23 protein-coding genes are annotated in these 22,244 nt (G+C 32.9%); 8 read left to right on the top strand and 15 right to left on the bottom strand.

The features are described from left to right. Positions 1 to 471: 471 nt before the first annotated feature. Positions 472 to 1,635 (bottom strand): lipoprotein N-acyltransferase Lnb domain-containing protein, encoded by a 1,164-nt coding sequence (locus ACVCXO_RS10040; RefSeq protein ID WP_452229462.1) that lies wholly within the window; start codon positions 1,633 to 1,635, stop codon positions 472 to 474. Between the two features lie 15 nt (positions 1,636 to 1,650). Further along, positions 1,651 to 2,721 (bottom strand): putative type IX sorting system protein PorV2, encoded by a 1,071-nt coding sequence (locus ACVCXO_RS10045; RefSeq protein ID WP_452229463.1) that lies wholly within the window; start codon positions 2,719 to 2,721, stop codon positions 1,651 to 1,653. A 285-nt stretch (positions 2,722 to 3,006) separates the two neighbouring features. Between ACVCXO_RS10045 and ACVCXO_RS10050 the strand changes: the two genes are divergently transcribed. Continuing rightward, entirely contained in the window at positions 3,007 to 3,756 is a 750-nt protein-coding gene (locus ACVCXO_RS10050; protein WP_452229464.1) for a CDP-alcohol phosphatidyltransferase family protein, read from the top strand. A gap of 3 nt (positions 3,757 to 3,759) precedes the next feature. Continuing rightward, complete coding sequence (locus tag ACVCXO_RS10055; protein WP_452229465.1) at positions 3,760 to 4,584, top strand: TerC family protein; 825 nt, start codon at positions 3,760 to 3,762, stop codon at positions 4,582 to 4,584. On the opposite strand, the gene ACVCXO_RS10060 is transcribed toward ACVCXO_RS10055, so the two are convergent. The 6 genes from ACVCXO_RS10060 to ACVCXO_RS10085 form a co-directional block, all read right to left on the bottom strand. Further along, positions 4,581 to 4,757, bottom strand: a complete 177-nt coding sequence (locus ACVCXO_RS10060; protein ID WP_452229466.1) for an Arc family DNA binding domain-containing protein — start codon at positions 4,755 to 4,757, stop codon at positions 4,581 to 4,583. The genes ACVCXO_RS10055 and ACVCXO_RS10060 overlap by 4 nt on opposite strands. A gap of 45 nt (positions 4,758 to 4,802) precedes the next feature. Then, positions 4,803 to 5,663: an SPFH domain-containing protein gene (locus ACVCXO_RS10065; RefSeq protein WP_452229467.1), complete on the bottom strand. Its 861-nt coding sequence runs from the start codon at positions 5,661 to 5,663 to the stop codon at positions 4,803 to 4,805. A 773-nt stretch (positions 5,664 to 6,436) separates the two neighbouring features. Further along, entirely contained in the window at positions 6,437 to 7,177 is a 741-nt protein-coding gene (gene lptB / locus ACVCXO_RS10070) for an LPS export ABC transporter ATP-binding protein (RefSeq protein ID WP_452229468.1), read from the bottom strand. A gap of 151 nt (positions 7,178 to 7,328) precedes the next feature. Then, complete coding sequence (locus ACVCXO_RS10075) at positions 7,329 to 7,679, bottom strand: carboxymuconolactone decarboxylase family protein (protein ID WP_452229469.1); 351 nt, start codon at positions 7,677 to 7,679, stop codon at positions 7,329 to 7,331. Beyond that, positions 7,672 to 8,514 (bottom strand): twin-arginine translocase subunit TatC, encoded by an 843-nt coding sequence (gene tatC, locus ACVCXO_RS10080; RefSeq protein WP_452229470.1) that lies wholly within the window; start codon positions 8,512 to 8,514, stop codon positions 7,672 to 7,674. Before tatC ends, ACVCXO_RS10075 begins: the two co-directional genes overlap by 8 nt. Continuing rightward, a complete protein-coding gene (locus ACVCXO_RS10085; RefSeq protein WP_452229471.1) occupies positions 8,514 to 9,479 on the bottom strand; it encodes a KpsF/GutQ family sugar-phosphate isomerase in 966 nt (321 codons plus the stop codon). The genes tatC and ACVCXO_RS10085 overlap by 1 nt, the downstream gene beginning before the upstream one ends. A gap of 197 nt (positions 9,480 to 9,676) precedes the next feature. Between ACVCXO_RS10085 and ACVCXO_RS10090 the strand changes: the two genes are divergently transcribed. Beyond that, positions 9,677 to 11,878 carry a RecQ family ATP-dependent DNA helicase gene (locus tag ACVCXO_RS10090; RefSeq protein ID WP_452229472.1) on the top strand — a complete coding sequence of 734 codons (2,202 nt, stop codon included), beginning with the start codon at positions 9,677 to 9,679 and terminating at the stop codon, positions 11,876 to 11,878. 126 nt (positions 11,879 to 12,004) lie between these two features. Here ACVCXO_RS10090 and ACVCXO_RS10095 read toward each other — a convergent pair whose 3' ends face one another. Next, positions 12,005 to 12,451 carry a hypothetical protein gene (locus ACVCXO_RS10095; RefSeq protein ID WP_452229473.1) on the bottom strand — a complete coding sequence of 149 codons (447 nt, stop codon included), beginning with the start codon at positions 12,449 to 12,451 and terminating at the stop codon, positions 12,005 to 12,007. 330 nt (positions 12,452 to 12,781) lie between these two features. On the opposite strand from ACVCXO_RS10095, the gene ACVCXO_RS10100 reads away from it, so the two are divergent. The 3 genes from ACVCXO_RS10100 to ACVCXO_RS10110 all read left to right on the top strand — a co-directional run bounded on the left by ACVCXO_RS10100 (position 12,782) and on the right by ACVCXO_RS10110 (position 14,958). Continuing rightward, positions 12,782 to 13,714 carry a peptidylprolyl isomerase gene (locus ACVCXO_RS10100; protein WP_452229474.1) on the top strand — a complete coding sequence of 311 codons (933 nt, stop codon included), beginning with the start codon at positions 12,782 to 12,784 and terminating at the stop codon, positions 13,712 to 13,714. A 227-nt stretch (positions 13,715 to 13,941) separates the two neighbouring features. After that, positions 13,942 to 14,370 (top strand): hypothetical protein, encoded by a 429-nt coding sequence (locus tag ACVCXO_RS10105; RefSeq protein ID WP_452229475.1) that lies wholly within the window; start codon positions 13,942 to 13,944, stop codon positions 14,368 to 14,370. Between the two features lie 45 nt (positions 14,371 to 14,415). Further along, positions 14,416 to 14,958 carry a YfiT family bacillithiol transferase gene (locus ACVCXO_RS10110; RefSeq protein WP_452229476.1) on the top strand — a complete coding sequence of 181 codons (543 nt, stop codon included), beginning with the start codon at positions 14,416 to 14,418 and terminating at the stop codon, positions 14,956 to 14,958. Between the two features lie 54 nt (positions 14,959 to 15,012). Here the strand turns inward: ACVCXO_RS10110 and ACVCXO_RS10115 are convergent, their stop codons facing one another. The 3 genes from ACVCXO_RS10115 to ACVCXO_RS10125 form a co-directional block, all read right to left on the bottom strand. Next, positions 15,013 to 15,621: a short chain dehydrogenase gene (locus ACVCXO_RS10115; protein ID WP_452229477.1), complete on the bottom strand. Its 609-nt coding sequence runs from the start codon at positions 15,619 to 15,621 to the stop codon at positions 15,013 to 15,015. Between the two features lie 74 nt (positions 15,622 to 15,695). Continuing rightward, positions 15,696 to 16,259: a Crp/Fnr family transcriptional regulator gene (locus ACVCXO_RS10120; RefSeq protein ID WP_452229478.1), complete on the bottom strand. Its 564-nt coding sequence runs from the start codon at positions 16,257 to 16,259 to the stop codon at positions 15,696 to 15,698. Positions 16,260 to 16,355: 96 nt separating this feature from the next. Next, a complete protein-coding gene (locus ACVCXO_RS10125; protein ID WP_452229479.1) occupies positions 16,356 to 17,297 on the bottom strand; it encodes a LysR substrate-binding domain-containing protein in 942 nt (313 codons plus the stop codon). Positions 17,298 to 17,402: 105 nt separating this feature from the next. Here ACVCXO_RS10125 and ACVCXO_RS10130 point away from each other — a divergent pair, with 105 nt between their 5' ends. Beyond that, on the top strand, positions 17,403 to 17,882 hold the full coding sequence (locus ACVCXO_RS10130) for a Dps family protein (protein ID WP_452229480.1): 480 nt from the start codon (positions 17,403 to 17,405) through the stop codon (positions 17,880 to 17,882). Between the two features lie 89 nt (positions 17,883 to 17,971). On the opposite strand, the gene ACVCXO_RS10135 is transcribed toward ACVCXO_RS10130, so the two are convergent. Beyond that, positions 17,972 to 18,418, bottom strand: coding sequence for a DUF2141 domain-containing protein (locus ACVCXO_RS10135; protein WP_452229481.1), 447 nt, complete (start codon positions 18,416 to 18,418; stop codon positions 17,972 to 17,974). A 169-nt stretch (positions 18,419 to 18,587) separates the two neighbouring features. Here ACVCXO_RS10135 and ACVCXO_RS10140 point away from each other — a divergent pair, with 169 nt between their 5' ends. Then, complete coding sequence (locus ACVCXO_RS10140) at positions 18,588 to 19,205, top strand: trimeric intracellular cation channel family protein (RefSeq protein WP_452229482.1); 618 nt, start codon at positions 18,588 to 18,590, stop codon at positions 19,203 to 19,205. A 118-nt stretch (positions 19,206 to 19,323) separates the two neighbouring features. On the opposite strand, the gene ACVCXO_RS10145 is transcribed toward ACVCXO_RS10140, so the two are convergent. Both ACVCXO_RS10145 and ACVCXO_RS10150 read right to left on the bottom strand, forming a co-directional pair. Continuing rightward, on the bottom strand, positions 19,324 to 21,459 hold the full coding sequence (locus tag ACVCXO_RS10145) for a M3 family metallopeptidase (RefSeq protein WP_452229483.1): 2,136 nt from the start codon (positions 21,457 to 21,459) through the stop codon (positions 19,324 to 19,326). 75 nt (positions 21,460 to 21,534) lie between these two features. Continuing rightward, positions 21,535 to 22,242, bottom strand: a complete 708-nt coding sequence (locus ACVCXO_RS10150; protein ID WP_452229484.1) for a peptidylprolyl isomerase — start codon at positions 22,240 to 22,242, stop codon at positions 21,535 to 21,537. Positions 22,243 to 22,244 lie beyond the last annotated feature (2 nt).

Genomic DNA, 22,244 nt, shown 5'->3' on the forward strand with positions numbered 1-22,244 from the left:
CCTCTCTTTAGCTAAAGCGAGGAGCTGTGATACTCTATATTATTCATCATTCTATAGCAATTAAAAAATAGAGAATTCTTGTTTGCATTTTTAAAATAGCTGCGCATTTTAGGCCAAACTCTCCGAATTTCCATAATTGGAAATCCACCTCTCTTTAGCTAAAGCGAGGAGCTGTGATACTCTATATTATTCATCATTCTATAGCCATTAAAAAAAATAGAGAAGTCTTGTTTGCATTTTTAAAATAGCTGCGCATTTTATGTCAAACGCTCCGAATTTCCATAATTGGAAATCCACCTCTCTTTAGCTAAAGCGAGGAGCTGTGATAATTTATATTAGTCGTCATTCTATACCAATTAAAAAATAGAGAAGTCTTGTTTGCATTTTTAAAATAGCTGCGCATTTTAGGTCAAACTCTCCGAATTTCCATAACTGGAAATCCAGCTCTCTTTAGCTAAAGCGAGGAGCTATTTACGAATTGCTTTTAGAAAAGAAGCGCACTAGATATATATATCTAATTGCTAAAGCTATCAGCAAAGGAATAAGTCCATAAGCAAATCTTTGTACGCCTGTTATCCAATGAAATCCTAATAAACTCAAGAGTATAATAAGCAGTTTCATGTATTTAATAAACCAGGCTTTTGGTTGTGCTTTTAAGGTTTGACCTATTACCAATACGTTTAGAGCAAAAGCCCAAAGTAAGTTGTAGTTATTCGCTGTTGCGGTATGATCTGTGGCAAACCACAGTAATAAAATAAAGACACCGATACTACCAGTAAGAAAAAAGATACTAAAATCTAACCATTTACTTCGGGTCTCCTTTTTATGGTCGGTGTAGGTAATAAAAAGGATGAAAGCACCTAACAAGCCAAAAATAAATATCGGACTACCGAAAAAGTTTTGTTGTTGTTTTTCTTCCGTTTTATTATAAAGGATATGCGATTCTTTTACTAGATTTTTATTCGTGCTTTTTAAGGTTGCAGTTTCAAAAAAGCTATGTATATATTTTGGTAAAAACATATACTGGTATTGCGTTGCCTCTTTGTCTATTATAGATCCTAATGCAAGGTCAATACCAAGGCTTCCCCAAGAATTCCAATATAAGTTTTGCTGAATTAAATCTCTAAAAGTGCTTTTATGTAAAGTTTCAATAGGATTAAAACGTATGTTATTGTTGGTTATTTCTTCTGCTACATCTCTAATTTTTGTCGCACAATTGTCATAAAAGAAATCGTATAAATACTCTTTGTTTGCTGGTAATGCGTTGGTTTCTAGAAAAGCATGTATATCTTGTTTTTCCTTAGTTGTTAAGTCTAAAAGCTGTTCTCTTATCGTTCTATTCTGGCTTTTATAAAAGTCGATAACCGCATATGTATTACTAAAACCTTGGGAATACAGAAGTTTTCCTCTGGCAAAATTTAAGTAGAAATTAGGATCGTTAAATGGAAACCTTCCGTAGTCATACACCACATCACTATATGGCGTTTTTACACGAATCCCATTATGTCCAAACGCATCGTTTAGAGAGGTTCCTGGGCCTATAGTTAAAACACTTATTTTGGTGTTTTCATAGGTGTTTTGTGCTTGGGTAAGTACAAAGGAGAAAAAGAATAAAACTAGGTACCGTTTTTTCATGTTGTAAGGACTAAATTATCTGAAGATACTTAAATCTAGTTTTAATGAAAATACGTTAGAATATAAAGCGACACTTTGGTCTCCAATATCTGTAAAAGCATAATCTACTTGAATGCCTTTATATTTAAAACCAAGACCTATACTTGGTTGAAAGCTTAAGTTTTCTGAATTATCTATTTGTAATTCATTTTGAAAATTCCCAACGCCACCTCTTAAATATACCATGTCTATATAGCCAACTTCAAAACCAGCAGAAGGCGTAATACTTGCAAATGAAGTAGAGATTAAGTCATTGTTTTGTTCAAATCTAATGTTTAAATCCACTTCGGCAAGAATAGAAAAATCGTAACGATAAATAAACTTTTTGGCAACACCAAATTGTAGTTTTGGTATGGTAAGTTCTGTAGTTTCTGGTAACTCTTGGTTTTGTCCTTCTACTGCGTCTTGTACTTTGGCAAACTCATCTTCATCAATTGCCCAAGAATTAAAGGTAGTTGTTATGTCTCTTGCCATAAGTCCGAATTTCCATTCATTCTTCGTTTCAAACTGAATTGCTGCATCTAAACCAAATCCCCAAGAATTGGCGAATTTACCAATAACACGACGAATTACTTTTGCATTTATTCCATAATTAAAACCAGGAATAGGAAGCTTTCTAGAATAGGAAAAAGTTACACCATAATCTGCGGTAGAAAATAAACTAATTCTGTCATAGTTTATGTTTCCGTCGTCATCAATTAATTGTGTGGTATTTAAAATATCATCGACAGCAAAACGTATTAATGAAATACCAATAGCACTATTATTATCTAAAGGCATTGCAAAAGCAACATAATCATAACTAGCAATATTTGCAAAGTAACTAGAGTGCATTAATGCCAATTGTTTGTCTTCAATATTTACTAATCCTGCAGGATTCCAATAACCGGAATTTACATCATGAGAGTAAGCTGTTACTGCGTTGCTCATTCCTAAAGCAGCAGCATCGACACCAATATTCATGAATTCATTAGAATATTTTCGAACGGTTTGCGCAGAAATAGTTACACAAAAAGTTAGTAGTAGTATAGTTAGTAGTCTTTTCAATTATATTTTTTTTACAAATATGCCATTATTTTTCAACATATTAAACTTGAAAAAGCAATAGATATTGTTTGATGCTATTTATACTTTGTATATAATAAAAAAGAAATGGTTGATTTTGGGCTTTATGTGCAATAGAAAAATCAAGCATAGCCAAAGTTATGGTTGCTTTTGATATAGAAGCAGCGAGGGAAAAGGGAATTTTATTATAGTAAATTCAACGTATAAATAGTATAACTTTTGTTTTAGACGAAAATAGTTTGTTATTTTTACAGCTTAAATGAAATTATGCAACTAAAAAGCTACATTCCAAATTTTATAACCTTATTAAATTTATTCTGCGGAAGCATTGCTGTACTATTAGCGGTAAACAATTTATTTGTTGCTTCGGCAGTATTCGTGTTTCTAGGAATATTCTTCGATTTTTTTGACGGATTCTTCGCGAGAAAACTAAATGTACAAAGCGAATTAGGTGTGCAATTAGATTCTCTGGCAGATATGGTTACTAGTGGTTTGGTTCCTGGTATTATAATGTATAAGTTGCTTTCTTTGGCTAGTGAAGGTTCTGGGATATCATTTTCTTCTTGGAGTTCTTTTATGCAATGGGAGAGTTTTAAAATCATGCCGCTAGCATTAGTAGGTTTGTTTATTACTATGGCTTCTGCGTATCGATTGGCAAAATTTAATATTGATTCCGACCAACAATCCTATTTTAAAGGTTTGCCAACACCGGCAAATACCTTACTAATTATATCTTTACCATTAATTTTAGAGTTTCAAAATAGCGATGCTATGAATGCCATTATATTGAATAAATGGTTTTTGTTAGCAGTAACTGCCTTAAGTTGTTACTTATTAAATAGTACGATAAAACTCTTCGCTTTAAAATTTAAGAACTATGGTTTTAAAGACAACGCCATACGCTATATCTTTATCCTTTTAAGTTTGGTGTTTTTGGTGGTGTTACATTTTGCCGCAATTCCCTTAATTATATTGCTTTACATTATTTTATCTTTATTAAACGCTAAAAATATTTAAAACATGGCTGGAATTATTTTTACCCTGTTAATGCTAATCATGCTTCAAGCTGTTTTAGGATTTGATAACCTTTTATACATTTCTTTAGAATCTAAAAAAGCACCGGAAACAGAGCAAAAGCGAGTACGAAAAGTAGGAATACTTATCGCTATCGTTTTACGTATTGTTTTGTTATTTGTATTAGTATCTATCATCGATTTTTTTCAAGAACCGTTTTCTTTTTTAACAGGAGGAATTGAAAATATTGTGCATTTTGCATTTAATGGGCATAGTATAATAGTACTAGCCGGAGGTGCATTTATTATTTATACCGCCATTAAAGAAATATGGCACATGATTTCTACATCCGGACTTACGGTTTCTGAAATGGCATCGGGTAAAAGTACCAAATCTGCTAACGCAGTTATTACAAGTATTGTAATTATGAATTTGGTTTTTTCTTTCGATTCTATTTTAGCGGCAATTGGTTTAACTAGTGAAATAGAAAGTAGCACAACAGCATTTATTGTGATGGCAATAGCCATTGTTATTAGCGGATTACTGATGTTAGTAATGGCAGATAAAATTTCTACGTTCTTATCTAAGAATAGAATGTATGAGGTATTAGGACTTTTTATCTTATTTATAGTAGGAATTATGCTAGTTACCGAAGGTGGCCATTTAGCACATTTAGAACTTTTTGGAAACGAAATTGTACCTATGAGTAAAACAACCTTCTATTTTGTACTATTTATTTTGATCGTTGTAGATGTGGTGCAAGGTAGATATCAAAAGCGACTTACGGCAGAGAAAGCCTTACAAGAGAAAAAAGAAGCAAAGGATATTTAATCGTTTTCCTCAGGGTTTCTTTTTTTAGGATTTCTTTTCGCCTTTTTTAGACTTTCATTAAGCATCCATTCTATTTGACCATTAGTGCTGCGGAATTCATCCGCAGCCCATTTTTCAATAGCTTTGATCATATCTTCATTTATTCGTAAAGCAAAAGCCTTTTTCTTCGCCATTTAAATTGTTAATTATCGGAATACGTTTATTTGTAAATATATTGATTATTGATTTAATGTACCTGTATTTAAAACAGGAGATGCGTCTTTATCTCCACAAAGGATAACCATAAGGTTGCTTACCATTGCTGCTTTTCTTTCATCATCTAAATCCACAATATTCTTTTTACCTAATTCGTTAAGCGCCATTTCTACCATGCTAACAGCACCTTCTACAATCTTATGTCTTGCTGCAACTATCGCTGTAGCTTGTTGTCTTTTAAGCATGGCACTAGCTATTTCTTGGGCATAGGCTAAATAACCTATTCTTGCTTCTAATACTTCAATTCCTGCTATAGATAAGCGTTCATCAATTTCTTTTTCAAGCGCTTCGCTTACTTCATTTACGCTAGAACGTAAGGTGATATCTTCTACATGACCTTCATCTGCAAAATTATCATACGGATACATACTCGCTAGTTTTCTAACGGCTGCATCTGTTTGTACGCGAACAAAGTTTTCATAATTATCCACATCAAAGGATGCTTTGTAAGTGTTGGTAACGCGCCAAACTAAAATGGTACTTATCATTATTGGGTTTCCTAATTTGTCATTTACTTTTAAACGTTCACTGTCAAAATTACTAGCTCGTAAAGAGATTGTTCTTCTGCTGTATAAAGGGTTTACCCAAAAAAGGCCGTTTGATTTTATGCTACCTATATATTTTCCGAATAAAAGTAAAACTCTAGAATTATTAGGGTTTACAAGAACGAATCCTTTAAATAATATAATTGCAACGATTAAGAATAATGCATATTCCGGATTTTCAGTTGTAAACGTAAAATAGATACTACTAACAATTAGCGCAATAGTGATTGCTAAAATGAAATAGCCATTAACTGGTTTGATTATTTTTTCTTGGTCCATAGGATTATATTTAAAATGATATTATTTTGATATCATAAAGATATATAAAATTATAATGCAAAAGCTGTTTTTTCTAAAAATAAAAAGAAAGTTATATTTTAAAAGGAAAGCAATAGGAAGTGCTTCTGAAATATTTCCTAGCTAATTAGTCTTATCCATAGAATAGAAGCTATTAATTACGAAATTTTTTAGAAGCTCCTTTTGTGAAAAAAAAAGTTTAAATTCATTCTCCTCTTAAGCTTAAGAGGAGAGGCTTTTACGAGTATAATTATTCCTATTAAAACAAAAACACTAATTAATTGCTTCTCTCTGTAGCTAAAGAGAGGTGTGTTTTATGAAATAAAATTCGGAGAGTTTGACTTAAAATGCGAAGCTATTTTTATAAATATCAAACTCCTCTTTCTTCCAGTTTTCAAAAAAGAAAATTCAAATTCATTCTCCTCTTAAGCTTAAGAGGAGAGCCTTTTACGAGTATAATTATTGCTATTAAAAAAAAGCACTAATTAATTGCTCCTCTCTTTAGCTAAAGAGAGGTGTGTTTTATGAAATAAAACTCGGAGAGTTTGACTTAAAATGCGAAGCTATTTTTATAAATATCAAACTCCTCTTTCTTCTAGTTTTCAAAAAAGAAAACTAAAATTCATTCTCCTCTTAAGCTTAAGAGGAGAGCTGTATAATTTATAGAAATTATGGTTAGTAGGAGAATTTGAGGTTTATCTTGAGTAAATAATCAATTCCATAAGAGTACGGATAATCAAATCAGCCTTAGGTTGTTAGAAATCTAATTTCGTTCTACGCAGTTCAAAATTCTGACCAAGATATACTTTACGTACCATTTCATCTTCGGCAAGTTCTTCTGGTTTTCCTGCTTTTAAAATACCACCTTCAAACATTAAGTAGGTTCTATCTGTAATCGCAAGTGTTTCTTGTACGTTGTGATCTGTTATCAGAATACCAATATTCTTTTTAGTTAGTTTTGCTATAATGCGTTGAATGTCTTCTACAGCAACAGGATCGACTCCTGCAAAAGGTTCATCTAATAGAATAAAATTAGGATCGGTAGCAAGCGCACGGGCGATTTCGGTACGTCTACGTTCCCCACCAGAAAGTAAATCACCTCTACTTTTACGAATATGTTCTAATCCAAACTCTTCAATTAGAGATTCCATTTTATGCAACTGTTCTTTCTTACTTAGTTTGGTAAGTTGTAGTACGCTTAAAATATTATCTTCAATACTTAATTTTCTAAAAACCGAAGCCTCTTGTGCTAAATAACCAATGCCGTTTTGTGCACGTTTGTACATTGGGTATTTGGTAATGTTTGTGTCTTCCAAATAAATGTTTCCACCATTAGGTTTAATCAGTCCAACAATCATATAAAACGAAGTTGTTTTCCCTGCACCATTCGGACCTAAAAGACCAACGATTTCTCCTTGATTTACTTCTAGAGAAACGTCTTTCACGACTTTTCGTCCGCTATAGGACTTCATTAAATGTTCTGCTCTTAGTTTCATGTTGTTTTTATTTGTCAGCTGCTATTGGTTAGTAATCCCTTTTTTAGGGGATACGTTTTCTAGCATACTCGTTTTATAAATACATTACTTGTTGTTAAAAATAGTGAAAACCAAAATACTATGGTCTGTACACAGGTACTTTAAGTAAAGTTTAACCTTGAGCTTCTTCTAAAGCATCCCAATATTCGTAGGCTCTTCGTAAATGCGGAATAACAATAGTACCGCCAACTAAATTAGCAATACTTAAAGATTCTACCACTTGTTCTTTGGTTAATCCTTCTTTATGGCAAGCTTCTAAATGGTATTTTACACAATCGTCACAACGTAAAACCATAGATGCTACAAGACCTAAAAGTTCTTTTGTTTTTTTGTCCAGCGTACCTTCCGCGAAAGCGTTCGTGTCTAAATTAAAAATTCGTTTGATTACTTTATTATTATCGGCTAGAATTTTATCATTCATTTTAGAACGATATTCATTAAATTCGGTAACTATATTAGACATGCTTTTTTATTTTATTATCTGAAGATTTTTTAGCTTCGTTTTTAACTACAATTTTTGAAATATAAATACTTACTTGATACAGTATTAATATTGGAATGGCAACAATGATCTGACTTGCAATATCTGGAGGTGTTATAATCGCAGATAATATTAGCACGATTACTAAAGCGTATTTTCTATATTTTTTTAGGAATTCTGGCGTTACTAATCCTACTTTGGTTAAAAAGTATATAATAATAGGAAGCTCAAAAATTAATCCGGAAGCGATAACGGTTGCTCTTACCAATCCAATATAACTTGCTAAATCGAAATCATTATGCACTTCTTTACTTACCGAGTAGGTTCCTAAAAAGTTTATGGATAATGGCGTTACTATATAATATCCAAAAAGAACACCTAGAAAAAACAAAAAAGACGAAACAATAATGAACCCTTTAGAATGTTTCTGTTCGTTGACATGCATTCCAGGGCTTATAAAAGACCAAAGTTGGTATAATATATATGGAAAGGAAACAATAAAACCAGCATAAACAGAAGTCCATAAATGCGCAGAAAATTGTCCAGCTAAAGTTCTACTTTGTATTTCAAACGGAAAACTTTCCCCACAAAAGGAGGAGTTTTCTATACCTATTAACTGACTAGCACTGCATAGCCATCTGTAGGTTGGAAAAGACATTTCTTTTGGTCCGAGAATGATAACATCAAAAATAAAACCTTTAAATAAAAAAGCCACAATACCACAAAGTACTACTGCAATACTAATACGTACTAAATGCCATCTTAAATCTTCAAGATGATCCAAAAAAGACATCTCGTTTACATTTTTTTTTGCCATTATATAATCCCTTCTCTTATTAAATCATGCACATGAACAACACCAGCAAATTTCCCGTTGTCTTCGACTAGGATTTGTGAGATTCCGTAGGTTTCTATAACATCCTTCGCTTCGACAGCCATTGCATTCACATCTATTCGTTTCGGATTTTCACTCATAATGTCTTTCGCGGTAAGTTTAGAAAAATCGTCGACTTTACTTAACATTCTACGTAAATCACCATCTGTAATAATTCCTATAATTTTGTCCTCTTCGACCACCGCAGTTACACCAAGCATTTTTTCGGTAATTTCCACAATTACTTGTTTGATCCCTGTATTTAGGGAAACTTTTGGTTTTTGATTTACCGAAGATATATCGTGTACACGTAAATATAATTTTTTACCTAAAGCGCCTCCAGGATGGTATTTAGCAAAGTCTTTACTAGAAAAACCACGTAATTCTAATAAACAAACCGCTAATGCATCTCCAAGAACGAGTTGCGCAGTGGTACTTGTTGTAGGAGCAAGATTATTTGGACAAGCTTCTTTTTCAACATAAGCGTTTAAAATGAAGTCTGCTTGTAGTCCTAAAAAAGAATCTTTATTACCAGTAATAGCAATCATTTTATTCCCTGCATTCTTTATTAAAGGTACAAGTACTTTGATTTCTGGCGTGTTTCCACTTTTAGAAATGCAAATAACGACGTCGTCTTGAAGAATTAATCCTAAGTCCCCATGAATAGCATCTGCAGCATGCATAAAAATAGAAGGTGTACCAGTAGAGTTTAATGTAGCAACAATTTTTGTAGCAATTATTGCACTTTTGCCAATTCCTGTAATAATAATTCTACCTTTGGCGTTATACATAAGGTTCACAGCATCTGCAAAATCATCATCAACTAAACTAGATAAATTTAAAATTGCTTTACTCTCTAATTCAATAGTTTGCTTGGCTGTAGATATAATAGAATGTGTATTGCTCAAAATTTATGAGTTTTTTAGGTTGTTGCTAATAAAGATTTTTTTATCTTTAATGTTGGTCAGTTTCTTATAATTTGTATCCAGTAAAAATGTGATGCAAAGTTAACGAAAAATAAATGAGGTTGATTATATACACTACTAATTAATAGCAAAAAGAATTTAGTGTATTTTTATTATAATTTTAATATTAAAAACAATACATGTCTATTATTGAAAAGGACTTACACGTCTCCCTAAAAAAGTATTTTGGATTTAGTAAGTTTAAAGGATTGCAAGAAGATGTTATAAAAAGTCTTTTGTCTGGCAAAAACACATTTGTTATTATGCCTACAGGAGGTGGTAAGTCTATGTGTTACCAATTACCCGCTTTAATGCATGAAGGAACAGCAATAGTTGTTTCTCCTTTAATAGCATTGATGAAGAATCAAGTGGATGCTATCCGAAGTGTTTCCGAACACGATGGCGTTGCGCATGTTTTAAATTCTTCCTTAAATAAAACGGAAGTAAAACAGGTAAAGCAAGATATTACAGATGGTGTTACTAAATTATTATATGTAGCCCCGGAATCTTTAACAAAAGAAGATAATGTAGAGTTTCTTCGTTCGGTTAAAATTTCTTTTATGGCGGTGGATGAAGCCCATTGTATAAGTGAATGGGGACACGATTTTAGGCCAGAATACAGAAACCTAAAAAGTATTATTCAACGTATTGGCGATAATATTCCAATTATTGGTCTAACCGCTACCGCAACTCCAAAAGTACAAGAAGATATATTAAAAAATCTTGGTATGCCGGATGCTACCACTTTTAAAGCATCCTTTAATAGACCAAATTTATATTACGAAATACGCCCAAAAACTAAAACTGTAGATGCAGATATTATCCGTTTTATAAAACAAAACGATGGTAAATCTGGTATTGTGTATTGTTTAAGTAGAAAACGTGTGGAAGAACTCGCGCAAGCTTTACAAGTAAACGGAATAAAAGCAGTACCATATCATGCTGGTTTAGATGCGAAAACAAGATCGAGACATCAAGACATGTTTTTAATGGAAGATATTGATGTTGTTGTGGCTACCATTGCATTTGGAATGGGAATTGACAAGCCAGATGTTCGATTTGTTATACATCATGATATCCCAAAAAGTATAGAAAGTTATTACCAAGAAACAGGAAGAGCAGGACGTGATGGAGGAGAAGGACACTGTTTAGCTTATTATGCGTACAAAGACATAGAAAAGTTAGAGAAGTTTATGTCTGGAAAACCGGTTGCTGAACAAGAAATTGGTCATGCTTTACTGCAAGAAGTAGTCGCTTTTGCGGAAACTTCTATTTCTAGAAGAAAATTTATACTTCATTATTTTGGTGAAGAATTTGATAATGAAACTGGTGAAGGAGGCGACTTAGATGATAATGTACGTCATCCTAAAAAACAACAAGAAGCAAAAGAGCAAGTAAAATTAGCTTTAGAGATTGTTGCTAGTACCAATGAAAAATACAAATCTAAAGACTTAGTAAATGTGATTACGGGTAATGAAAATGCCTTAATAAACTCACATAAAACAAACGACCAACCCTTTTTTGGTAAAGGAAGTAGTCATGATAAATCCTATTGGATGGCTTTAGTTAGACAAGCACTTGTGGCTGGTTTATTAAAAAAAGATATAGAAACCTATGGGGTTATTATGTTAAAAGAGGCTGGGCGAGATTTTATAGAGAATCCGAAGTCTTTTATGATGACCGAAGATCATGTTTTTAATCAAACATCCGATGATTCTATAGTTACAGCAGCCAAAGGTAGTGGTGCAGTAGCAGATGTTGTATTAATGGCAATGCTAAAAGATTTAAGAAAGAAAAATGCGAAGAAACTAGGCGTGCCTCCATTTGTGATTTTTCAAGATCCTTCTTTAGAAGATATGTCTTTAAAATACCCTGTTACTTTAGAAGAACTTTCTAATGTACATGGTGTTGGTGACGGAAAATCGAAAAAATATGGTAAAGACTTTATTGCACTTATCTCGACTTATGTAGAAGAAAATGATATTATCAGACCAGATGATATGATTGTGAAGTCTACCGGAATGAACTCTGCTTTAAAACTTTATATTATTCAAAATGTAGATAGAAAATTACCATTAAGTGATATTGCTTCGGCAAAAGGAATGGAAATGGCCGCTTTTATAAAGGAAATGGAAGCTATCGTCTTTTCTGGAACCAAGCTAAACATCGATTATTGGATTAATGATCTTTTAGACGAAGACCAGCAAGAAGAAATTCATGATTATTTTATGGAGTCGGAAACCGATAAAATAGATGCTGCCATTGATGAGTTTGATGGCGATTATGATGATGAAGAATTACGTCTTTACAGAATTAAGTTTATTAGTGAAGTTGCAAATTAGTATGTTTAGGCATTAGGCATTAGGCATTAGGCATTAGGTAAAATTTTTGATTACATGTGTTAAAAAATAGTATTGGGTAATCACGTCACCGTGTTTTTTCTTTAGAAGAGAGGTCTATAAAAGACACTACTCTTCCTTCTCTGAATCCTTATATACCGTAAAAACAACTTCCTTTTTCTTAATAGTAAGTGTAAGTTGTTTCATTGTAGATCTCTTTAATTTTTCAACAGTATTTTTTTCAATCTCAAAATCAATTTTCGTAACATAACCATCTAATGGGCTAGCAGGTTCCGATTCTAGTTCTGGCATATCCGAATGCAGTTCTAAACTATAATCATTGCCTTCAATTACAATTTTAGCGCCATTCTTTGTTTTGCTTTTTAGGCGTCCAATGATAAATGTTTGCAAGTAATAATAACCACCAAGTTCGTTATAGCCAGCATAAATTAGGTTGTCGCTAGAAATCCCTAAAGGTACGTCTTCACTAGATTTTATGAGGCTTTCCATGTACTTATCATCTTCTAGTTTGTCCTCCTTTTTTGTGCCTCCAAACAGCTTACCAAAAACTCCCATATATTATATTAATTTGATTTCAAAGCTAAGAAAATTTTGGATGAATTTATAAAAGTGCTATGTGTTTTGTGTGAAACCTTCCGAGATTTACTTTTTGATTGGATGCATTACAGGTTCTAGGAATAATGAAAATGGCTATCTAAAAAGAGTATGTCTTCCATGTGTAAAATGGCACCGATATTCCGTAAAGATTGAATTGCATCTGCAATAACCGTATGAATTAGACGTAATTAGATACCTATTGTAGGTGCTGTTCTTCAAAAATTGTTATTCGTTATTCATAAATCTCAAATCATTCCCTATCTTTGCACTTTATTAAAAAACAACAAGATGCAAGACGGATTATACGCAAAATTTAATACAACAAAAGGCGAAATATTAGTAGCTTTAGAATACCAGAAAACTCCAGGAACAGTAGGTAACTTTGTTGCTTTAGCAGAAGGGAACTTAGAAAACAATGCAAAACCACAAGGAACACCTTATTATGATGGGTTACAATTTCATAGAGTAATTCCTGATTTTATGGTACAAGGAGGTTGTCCTCAAGGAACAGGAACAGGAAATCCAGGTTATAAATTTGCAGATGAATTTCATGCAGATTTAAAACATGATACTCCAGGAATCTTATCTATGGCAAATGCAGGACCAGGAACAAATGGGAGTCAGTTTTTTATCACACACATTGCAACACCTTGGTTAGATGGTAATCATACTGTTTTTGGTAAAGTGGTAACGGGACAAGATATAGTAGATGCAATTGCACAAGGAGATGCTATTGAAAGTTTAGAAATTGTAAGAGTAGGAGCAGAAGCAGAAGCTTTTAATGCAGTAGAAGCATTTAGAACTTTTGAAGGTTCTCGTGAGAAAAATTTAGCGAAAGCGAAAGCAAAAGAGGATGCGGCATTAGATAAAATTTCTGCTGGATTTAGTAAAACAGAAAGTGGTTTACGTTACCAAATCTTACAAGAAGGTACTGGAGCAAAAGCAGAAAAAGGAAAAACAGTTTCTGTGCACTATAAAGGACAATTAGCAGACGGAACCGTATTTGATTCGTCTTATAAAAGAAAAGAACCAATTGAGTTTCCATTAGGAGTAGGACAAGTTATTTCTGGTTGGGATGAAGGAGTTCAACTTTTAAAAATTGGAGATAAAGCTCGTTTTGTAATTCCTAGCCATTTAGGTTATGGTAGCGCAGGAGCTGGCGGAGTAATTCCACCAGATGCAACACTAATTTTTGATGTAGAGTTAATGGATGTGAAATAGCATGCACCTAAAATAAATTTAAAAATCGCCTCATCATTATGAATGAGGCGATTTTTTTTGTTAAAATAATACTCGTTGAAAGGCATGATTTTTCCTACGAATATAAAAGGGTCGTTAAAAATTAACGTTGATAGGCCTTTTTGTTCCGTTGCACTAAAATATTTTAGGTAACGTATTTTAATCCATAACTTTGCATGGTAATTGTATTAACCCCAAATCTATACAATATGGAAAGTATTAAAGGAACCAACCTATATTCAGAAGTTTTAAAAGAGTTTAATTATGTATTCGGAGATGTTTTTATTTTCGATGGCTTTGTCGTTTCCGAAATTGAAGAAGGGATTATTTTTTCCTGGGAAGCACATGCAGAGCGGGTTACTAAAGATATATCTTCTTTTTTAGGAACAGATGGGTCGGATTTAATTTACATTTCTAATCGCGTGCATTCCTATTCTGTTATGGCTACGGATTGGATCCAATTTTTTAAAAACCGTTATAATCTGCAAGGTTATTATGTTGTTGGTCACGAAAAAAGTAGTTTAATAAATACCATGTTTGAAAATCTTTTTTTTAAATCTAAAATTAGAAAATTCACGAATATTGAATCTGCTGTTGCGCTTGCAAAAGACCACAAATTTAAAGTAGAGGAAGTTTAGTTTTTTTGTATTATTGATTTTTCATTTCCTAAATTATAACTTATTATGAAAGATCCATTACAATCTTTAAAGTTTCCTATCGGGGCCTTTTCTTGCCCTGAAGAAATTACAACCCAACATATTAAGGAATGGATTGCTGTCTTAGAGGATTTTCCTAATCGGCTGGAAAAGTTGGTTGCACCTTTAAATGATGAACAACTAGATACCACATATCGATTGGAAGGTTGGACGATAAGACAAGTGATTCATCATCTTTCCGATAGTCACCATCATAGTTATATACGTTTTAAATGGGCTTTAACAGAAGATAAACCGGTTATTAAATATTATTATGAACAGCTTTGGGCAGCATTAGACGACGCTAAGCATGCGCCAATTGAAATGTCTATACTCCATTTAAAAGCTATACATGCCAAATTAGTGTATTTGCTGAAAAGTTTGAGCGATGCCGATTTAAACAAATCTTTTATACATCCAGAGCATCATGAAGAAGTGCCTCTAAAAAAGAATATTGGTATGTATGCATGGCATAGTAATCATCATTTTGCACATATTGAAAATGTGATGATTCTTAAAGGTTGGTTGTAGTATCCTTTGTAAATATCGCCCTTTAATTGAAATAAAGGGCGATACATGAAATGGCTATGCGTCCACATAAAGTACTTTTCCTGTGATGAATCCATCTACAGAACGCTCAAAAGCTTTTCCTACCAAGCTTCCAGGTACAGGTTGAAAACCAGGCATCATTTCTCCATATACTTCCCAAGCTTCTTCTAATACTGTCGGGTTAATAGAATTTACACGAATACCTCGAGGCATTTCAAGAGCAACACATTTAACAAATGTATCTATTGCGCCACTTGTTGTTGCATCTGCTATAGCAAAAGGAATTGGTTTAATATTTAAAATACCTGTGATTAATGTAAATGAGCCGTTGTCTGCGATGTATTCTTGACCGATACGAACAATGTTTATTTGTCCCATCATTTTACTTAAAATAGTACGCATCCATTGTTCTTCGGTCATTTCAATGAAATTTGCGTATTCACAAACACCTACTGTATTTACAACCGCATCAAAATGTCCAACATTTTCAAATAATCTTCTTAAAGATGCTTCGCTAGTAATATCCACTTGGTAGTCATAACTTTTAGCAGATCGTCCTGCTGTTATAATTTTGTGTTTTTTAAGGCCCGTTAAAGCAGCTTGCCCCATTTTTCCGTTTGCTCCAATTAAAATTATTGTTTTCATATGCTATATCGTTTTTGTTTAAAATTGATATGCAAATTTATAAAGGTCTTGAAGTTTAAGAGCAGGACATTTGTCTAATAAGAAATATTCGCTCTTATTCTGCTAAGATGTCTTTGGGTAACACCTAAGTAGGAAGCGATATAATGAAGTGGGATTTGTTGAATATATTTGGGCTGTTTTGTTATTAAATCTAAATAACGGTTTTGTGCCTTATCCTTTTGATGATTAAATATCCATTTTTCTAATTCTACATATTCCTTTTCGGCGATTGTTTTTAAAAATATTAACCAATTAGTATTTGATTTAGCTAATGCTTCTAAACTTTCTTTCGGGATTGAAATTATTTCTGAATCTGTTAGTGCTTGAATGTTTTCCTCCGATTTATTTTGTGAGATAAATGAAGAGTAAGCCATTAGCAAATGGTTTGGAAAGGTGAAACAATAGGTGATTTCATCCTCATTATTTGAAAAGTAGAATGAACGGAAAATTCCGTTTTTAACAAAGGCTAAAGATTTGCAAATTTCATTTTGATTAATATAATAATCTCCTTTTTTAAGAATGGTAGTTTTTGTTACATTCAGAAAATCATTTATTTCTAAATCCGTAAAAAGATTAAAAGATTTTAGATAAGTATGCATGGTTCAAAATAGGATTAGTTAGGTGGATTGTATAGCCAACCAATATTAAAAAGGTTTCCGTTTTTATGCTTTATATTCGAAAGTAATACTAAGCGGTTATTTTTTAGCTAACGGACTAATAATTTCTACATTTTGAAACGCAATCGCGCCTCTAATAATTCCCGCAATAACCTCTTGCAAAGCTTCGATGATTTGCATTTTAAGTTCACTTTTATGGTATATAATGCTTACTTCTCTAGCAGGAGAAGGATCCTTAAAATAGCGTATGTTTTCTTTTGCTTTTTCATGCATATCTAAAGTGTGCAGGTATGGTAATAAAGTCATTCCTAAACCTTCGTTAGATAATTTTATAAGGGTTTCAATGCTTCCGCTTTCTAATTGAAATTGGTCTTCTTTATGGTCTTTAAAAGCTTTACATAAATTAATAACACCATCTCTAAAACAATGCCCATCTTCTAATAAAAGCATATCATCAATATCTAAATCAGAAGTGTTAATTTTCTTTTTAGCATGTAATCTGTGGGTTTGCGGAATGTAACCAACAAAAGGTTCAAAATAAAGAACGCGTTCTTTTATGTTTTCATTTAGTAAAGGCGTTGCAGCAATAGCAGCATCTAGATGCCCTTCGTTAATTCTATAAATAATTTCTTCGGTAGTAAGCTCTTCAATAATAAGCTTCACTTTTGGGTATTTCTTTATAAATGTTTTTAGAAACATAGGAAGCAATGTTGGCATTACAGTAGGTATAATTCCTAGTTTAAATTCGCCACCAATAAACCCTTTTTGCTGGTCTACAATATCTTTAATTCTATACGATTCGTTAACGATGTTTTTTGCTTGGTTTACAATCTTTCTACCAACATTTGTAAGTTCTATTGGTTTCTTGCTTCTGTCAAAAATAAGGATGTCTAATTCGCTTTCTAACTTTTGAATTTGCATGCTTAATGTTGGTTGTGTAACAAAACATTTTTCAGCAGCTTTTGTGAAATTCTGATTTTCGGCAACAGCCAAAACGTAGTATAATTGTGTAATTGTCATTGGTATCAATTTAGACTATAAAAATATAAAAACTATCAATAAAACTTATATTGATTATCGTTAATTATTCAATAAATTTGTAGAACAAAATAAAACATAATAATTATGACACTAAATAGTATAGGATTAGAATCTAAAATCACTAAAGAATTAGCACAAGATTTGAATGGTTTATTAGCTAATTTTCAAACGTATTACCAAAACTTAAGAGGTGTACATTGGAATATTAAAGGGCACGGGTTTTTTAATCTTCATGTAAAATTTGAAGAGTTATATACCGATGCAAATATGAAAGTAGATGAAATTGCAGAACGTATTTTAACTTTAGGAGAAACACCGCTACATACCTTTGAAGATTACAGTAAACATGCTAAAGTCCCTGTTGGAAAAAATATATCTCAAGACACGAAAGCAGTACAATTAATTGTAGATTCTTTAGCAGAATTATTACAAATAGAACGTGCTATTTTAGATAAAGCTGGTGATGCTAATGATGAAGGAACAAACTCTATGATGAGTGATTTTATAGCAGAACAAGAAAAAACAGTATGGATGATGAAAGCTTGGTTAAATGAAACCGTCTAACATAATAGTTATTCCCTAAATAACTGATTGATGGTTAGTGAAAAAGCCGCGAAAACTTTGTGTTTCGTGGCTTTTTATTTTTATAGGTGTTAAAGACGAATCGTAATGTTTAAGTCTTCTTTAGCTGTAAACTTGGCAACTTCAAAAGTTGGTGGACCATAAAGAACCGGGTTATTAGACATGCCGTAGTTTTCTTTAGGCATTCCGTTTAGTTCAAAATCCATTTGATTATTGTCGTTTTCGTCATGGACAGCCATGATAGCGTATTCTCCAGGAGTAAGATTCTCAAAGGCTAAAGTAATGGTGTCTCCTTCTATTTTTGTTGTAATACTTTCTAATCCTTTAGCTTTCATAAAAGTTTCCGAATTATGTAAAGACAAAATAACTTTTCCGTTCGTGTTTCTAATGTTTTCCACAGTAACCGTAATGGTATTTCCAGTAGTTTCCTTTTGTGCATGACTACTAAAAGAGGCTGCCATAAATAATACGATTAATACTATGGATTTACTTACCGATTTTAATTTGTTGTTTTTCATTGAAAAGTTCATGGTATATATTTATTGGTTACCATGTAAAGATGCTGTAAATAAAAAAGGTTTCTAAAAAAGGGTTACTGAGATGTAGATTCATCCCGATGAATTGTATTTTAAAACTTAAATGCCCTAAATTTGTAGCCTTTAAAAATCAAAATTTCGAAGTAGCTTTATGTTTTATATCATCGACATTTTAGGAACCATTGCTTTTGCAATTTCTGGAGTTCTAATCGCTATGAATAAAAGGATGGACCCTTTTGGGATTCTTATTATTGCATTTGTAACTGCAGTAGGAGGAGGAACTTTGCGGGATATTCTTATAGGTCAAACGCCAGTTGCTTGGATGACCGATATGACCTTTACCTATGTGATATTACTCACTACTGTTTTAACCATACTTTTTAGAAGTAAGATTAATTACTTAAGAACATCGTTATTCTTATTTGATACTATTGGTATTGGTTTATATACCGTTGTTGGAATAGAAAAAGGACTTTCAGCAGGATTGCATCCTATTATTTGTATTGCACTTGGTACTATTTCGGCTTGTTTTGGTGGTGTTATTCGTGATATTTTATGTAATGAAATTCCTGTTATTTTTAGAAAAGAGATTTATGCCACGGCTTGCATTCTTGGAGGTCTTACCTATTTTTTAATACGAAAATTGCCAATAGAGAATAATTTTGTTTTTGTTATTGCCGGAGTTGTAGTAATTATAGTGAGGCTAATTGCCGTTAAATTTAAAATTAGTCTACCTAATTTATATAAAAAACAGACGGAAGGTATTTAGAAATAAAATCGGTACTAATTTCTCTGTATAGTTATAGGAAGCATATTTTTTTAAAATGAAAAATTCGGAGCGTTGTAATACAACAGACTCCGAATCTTACTTTTAGTATGTGTTTTTATTATTCCGTAATCGGAAAACCTCTGTCTTTCATTAAGGCTTCCATTTTCGCATCACGACCTCTAAACAATCGATATGCTTCCGCAGGATCCATTGCATTTCTAGGCGCAAATAAATACTTCACTAGTTTGTCGGCAATTTCTTTATCGTAAAAACCATCTGGAGCTTCCGCAAAAGCTTCCGAAGCATCGCTAGTTAAAACATCTGCCCACATATAACCATAATACGCGGTTGCATATCCTTCGCCAGAAAAAACATGTCCAAAGTGTGGCGTTCTATGACGCATTGGTAATTCTTTTGGCATTTTTAATTCCGCTAAAGTTTCTCTTTCAAAAGCATCAATATCTATATCTGTTGGATCTGCAAGATGTAATTTCATGTCTATTAAAGCAGAAGCCAAATATTCTGTGGTACCAAATCCTTGATTAAAAGTAGCCGCTTTTTTAATTTTAGTAACTAGTGCTGCAGGAATAGGTTCTCCCGTTTTATAGTGGACTAAAAATTTATTAATCACTTGATCTGTAGATAGCCAACGTTCTAATAATTGCGATTGAAACTCGGTGTAATCTCTCACGCCTCCGTTTAAAGTTGGATACTTCACGTTAGAAGAAAAGAAGTGTAATGCATGTCCGAATTCATGAAAGAAAGTAGTAGCGTCATCCCAAGAAACAAGCACAGCTTCTCCTGGTGCAGGTTTTACAAAGTTAGAATTGTTGGATGCAAGTACATTGGTTTCGCCTTCAAAATTAGTATAGCTTCTGTAGGTTGTAGCCCAAGCACCAGAGCGTTTTCCTTCGCGCGCAAAAGGATCTAAATACCATAAGCCAATATGTTTCCCAGAGTCTTTATCGGTTACTTCCCAAACATGAACATCTTCTTGAAATACAGGAACGGTACCTTCTTTTACAGGAGTGAATTTATAGTTAAATAACTTTTCGGCAGTAAAGAATAAAGCTTCCGTTAATTTATTTAATTGTAAATATTGCTTTACTTCATCACTATCTAAATCGTATTTCTTTTTACGTACTTTCTCTGCATAAAAACGATAATCCCAAGGTTCGATAGTAATATTATCGCCATTGTTATTGGCAACGGTTTGCATATCTGCAACTTCTTCTGCAACTCTACCAATTGCAGCAGGCCAAACAGCCATCATTAAATCCATTGCATTTTCTGGCGTTTTTGCCATTCTATCTTGTAAACGCCATGCTGCATAATTAGCATATCCCATTAATGCTACACGCTCTTTACGTAGTTTTAATATTTGTGCTATAATAGCGTTGTTGTCATATTCATCTCCATTATCTCCTCTAGAATAATAGTTTTCCCAAACCTGCTTGCGCAATTCGCGATTGGTAGCGTAGGTAAGAAAAGGGTCCATAGAAGATCGTGTATTTGTAATGGCGTATGTACCATCTTGCCCTTTATCTGTAGCTATTTTTGCTGCGGATTTTATAAAGCCATCCGATAAACCGTCTAATTGATCTGCATTTAAATAGGTGACATAATTTTCTTCGTCATGTAAAACATTATCCGAAAACGTATTATATAAAGAAGAAAGTTCTTTGTTAATGGCAGCATAACGTTCTTTTTTTTCAGGATCTAGGTTGGCGCCATTCATCTCATACTTTTTATATGTAAGCGCTACAACACGTTGTTCTTGCGGTTCTAAAGCTACTGCTTGCGAAGCATCATAAACCGCTTTGATACGTTGGAAAAGTTTTTCGTTTTGAGTTATTTTAGAACTGTATTCCGATAATTCTGGAGCTAATTCTGCTTGAATGCTTCTAAATGCTGGCGAAGACATATTACTACTTAAAATACCATAGTAGTTAAAAACTCTATCTAATGTTTTTCCGGAAGCTTCTAACGCTGCAATAGTATTCGTGAAAGTTGGTGCTTCTGTATTGTTTGCTATTTTATCAATATCTGCTAAGCTTTCGGTTATACCAATCTCTATAGCTTCTTTAATGTCTGTGACTTTCATTCTATCGAAAGCAGGGACACCTTGATAAGGGCCAATCCATTCTTGTGTTAATATATTTTCACTCATTTTTGTGGCATCTTGTTTTTCTTCTTGTTTGCAATTGGTAAACGTAATTAGAACGCAGACGCTTATTGCTTTTATGTATCGCATAGGAGGTTTGGTTTTTGATTTATTTTTTTTGTTTGAGATTTTAAAGATACAGATTGCGCATTGGAAAACAGATCATTATTCCAGTATTTCTACCTTTTTTATATATACATTATATAAAGGCCATTCGGCGTTATCCGTTTCTTGTTTAGCTATTTCGTCTACTACGTCCATACCGCGAATTACTTTACCAAAAATGGTGAAATCGCCATCTAAATGGTAAGCGCCACTTTTACTTTGAACAATAAAAAATTGATATGGTGATGCTAGTTTATGCGGATTTTCAATAGCGGCACTTGGCATACTTAAAACACCTCTATCATGTTTGTAGCCACGTTTGGTGTCTGTTGGTAGTAAATATTTACCAATTTGTTTTCGTTTGTTTTTTACTTTAGCATCATCTGTGCTGCCACCTTGAATAATAAAATTAGGGACAACTCTGTAAAACTGTGTGTCATCAAAATAGCCTTGCTTGGTTAAAAAGATGAAATTGGCACGATGAAATTTCGTTTTGTCAAAAAGTAAAACGTCTATTTCTCCAAACTGTGTAGTGATTCTTACTTTGTTTTCTTTGTTATGCTTTTCATATTCTAAAAAGAACTCCATTGCATTATCGTCTGTTAACAACGGAAATTCTCTTTCTGGAATGATAACAGAATCTTTTTCTAGCACTTCTTTTTCTTCGGAAGTATTTTGAACTACTTTTGAAGTGTTCTTTGGTTCCGTTTTTTTATCTTGACAATTCAGAAATAGAAAAGAAATAAAACATAATAATACAAGTCGCATAG

Source organism: Lacinutrix sp. MEBiC02404 (genome assembly GCF_053601575.1).